Origin of the sequence: Luteibacter sp. (assembly GCF_051958795.1) — a bacterium.
Taxonomy (GTDB): Bacteria; Pseudomonadota; Gammaproteobacteria; order Xanthomonadales; family Rhodanobacteraceae; genus Luteibacter.
In genome coordinates this window covers 1-2,428 of sequence record NZ_JBQCFT010000080.1, presented here as the reverse complement: position 1 = coordinate 2,428, position 2,428 = coordinate 1, and the positions used below count along the sequence as shown (strand labels likewise).

The 2,428-nt window shown below is 69.0% G+C and carries 2 protein-coding genes and 1 riboswitch; both genes read right to left on the bottom strand.

Going from position 1 to position 2,428, the window contains the following annotated elements:
* Positions 1-138 precede the first annotated feature (138 nt).
* Entirely contained in the window at positions 139-1,146 is a 1,008-nt protein-coding gene (locus ACTHLF_RS04295; RefSeq protein WP_440325166.1) for a sodium:calcium antiporter, read from the bottom strand.
* 28 nt (positions 1,147-1,174) lie between these two features.
* Positions 1,175-1,366, bottom strand: a riboswitch (yybP-ykoY riboswitch).
* Positions 1,367-1,496: 130 nt separating this feature from the next.
* Positions 1,497-2,291 carry a 4-hydroxy-tetrahydrodipicolinate reductase gene (dapB, locus tag ACTHLF_RS04290; RefSeq protein ID WP_440325164.1) on the bottom strand — a complete coding sequence of 265 codons (795 nt, stop codon included), beginning with the start codon at positions 2,289-2,291 and terminating at the stop codon, positions 1,497-1,499.
* Positions 2,292-2,428: the final 137 nt, after the last annotated feature.

Sequence of the window (2,428 nt, the reverse complement as noted above, 5' to 3'; positions counted from 1 at the left end):
CTCCCACCGCGACTAAGCCCCACATTTGGGCCAAGGCCTCGTAGGAGCCCACCCTGTGGGCGACATCTTTCGCCTTGCCGTAACAGGGCCTGTTGCGCCGTCGCGAAAGGCGTCGCCCACAGGGTGGGCTCCTACGGACTATTTCGCGCCGAAGTACCAGCCAACGAACAGCGCGAAGACCCCGTACAGCGCCCCGATCGGCATCAGCCAGCGCGCCTCGACCGCACCGCGGCGGAACATCGCCCACAGCGCGATCACGGCCACCATGGTGATCACACCCGCCACGATCAGCGGCGTATCGAACAGCCACGGCGTGGCGAACAGCGCCAGCGAGCTCGGGATGGTCGCCTGGATCATCATCGCGCCGGAGATGTTGGCCAATGCCAACCGCTCCTTGCCCTGGCGGACCCAGATCAGCGCATTGACGGTCTCCGGCAGCTCGGTCGCCACCGGGCTCAGCACCAGCGCAACCAGGTGCGGCGAGAGCTTGAAGAACTCGCCGAAGGCTTCCAGCTGCCAGACGAACACGCGCGAGGCGATGGCGATGACGACGAGGGCCAGGCCGGTCTGCAAGAGGACCCACTTCATCGCGGGATCGGCATCACGCGGGCGGAACGACAGCGGCTCCAGCTCCTCGTCCTCGGGCGCCGAACTGTCGTCGCCGATCTCGCGCCAGACGTACAGGCCGTAGGCAAGCAGGAAGAGCACGCCGAGCCACGGCTTCCATGCAAAGGCGATCAGGCCCAGGCCGACCTTCACCACGAAGATGGCGAGGAACCAGGACTGGTCGCGGGCGAGGCGCTGGTGGTCCACGCGAATGCGGGAATCCGCCCGATTCAGCCGCTTACGGCCGAGATATAAGGCGAAACCTACGACAGCGTAAGCGATCGTCGCGAGGACGAGCGGGCCACCGAGGGCGGCGCCGACGCCGATGTCCCGGGCTTCCGGCGTCTTGCCGAACATGACGGCGACAAAGGTAACGGCACTCTCCGGCAACGCCGTGCCGAACGCGGCGAGTACCGTGCCGGTGGCGGTGGCGCCCAGGTTGAGCTTGCGCCCGAACCACTCGACGCCGTTGACGAAGTATTCGCAGGTGAAATAGATGGCCCCGGCGGAAACCAGGAACAGGAAGGTTGTCAGCAGCATGGATAAGGATCAGGCCGGGCGAGCGCGCGTTAACCGATGGCACAACGACACCGCTCGCCCGGCCACGGGTGAGCATGTCGATGGCCAAAGGTCTCGCCGGGCCGGCAGCGTGCTCTCCACACGCTACTGCCGTTCGCGCCATGGGGTCCGGGGACCACCAAGTCTGTTGACGCGAACTCCTCAGGGGGAACGAGGATGGCTACTCCCCAATGACTTCGGCGCGCATGTTAACACGGTTTCTACGGCCCGCCCCACCCCTGTGGGAGCGCGCGTGCGGGCCGGCCCCCGGCCGGCGGCCCGGGGGTGGGAACGACATCGCGCGCAAGCGCGCTCCCACAACGGCGTTGGGGTCAGACCTTTGCGGCGATGACGTCTTCGATGGTCCAGGCGCCAGGGGCGCGGCCTGCCATCCAGGCGGCGGCTTCCAGGGCGCCGCGGGCGAAGATGCGGCGATCGGTGGCGCGGTGGGCGAGTTCGATGCGCTCGCCCTGCCCCATGATCAGCGCCTGGTGCTCGCCGACGATAGCGCCACCCCGGACCACGGCAAAACCGATCGTGCCGGCTTCACGGGCGCCGGGGCGGCCTTCGCGGGCGTAGACCGCCAGGTCTTCCAGCTTCGCATCCCGGCCGGCGGCTGCGGCGTGGCCCAGGGCCAGTGCGGTGCCCGACGGCGCGTCTTCCTTGCGGCCATGGTGGGCTTCGACGAGATCGATGTCCCAGCCCGGCAGGGCGGCGGCGGCTTCGCGCAGCAGGCGGGTGAGCACGGCGACGCCGAGGCTGAAGTTCGCGGCGCGGAGAATGGCCGTGCGCTCGGCCGCCCGGCCCAGGCGATCGTCCATAGCCTGGTCGAGCCCGGTGGTCCCCGTCACGAGTGCGGCGCCGGTGGCTTCGCACACATCCAGGGCCGCACCGAGGCCTTCGGGGCCACTGAAATCGATGACGACATCGATGCCCGTGGCGTCGTCCCACCCGGTGAAACGCAGCGCCGAGACATCGCCATACGCCGCCTTGCCGAGCCGCGTGGATTGCGTCGATACCACCGCGCGGACCAGCTCGAAGCGTTCGTCATCGCGCACGAGGTCAAGCAGTGCGAGGCCCATGCGGCCGGAGGCGCCGCTGATGGCGAGACGGATGGGGCGGGTCATGGGGCGAGCCTTCGAGAACGTAGAGGCTCATCGTAATAGGTCGCCCCACCCAATGCGACGAAGTCGTGGTGGGGGGGGGGGGGGGGGGGGGAGGGGGGGGGCGCCGCGCCGCGGGCGGGCAACCCGCGGGGAGGGTG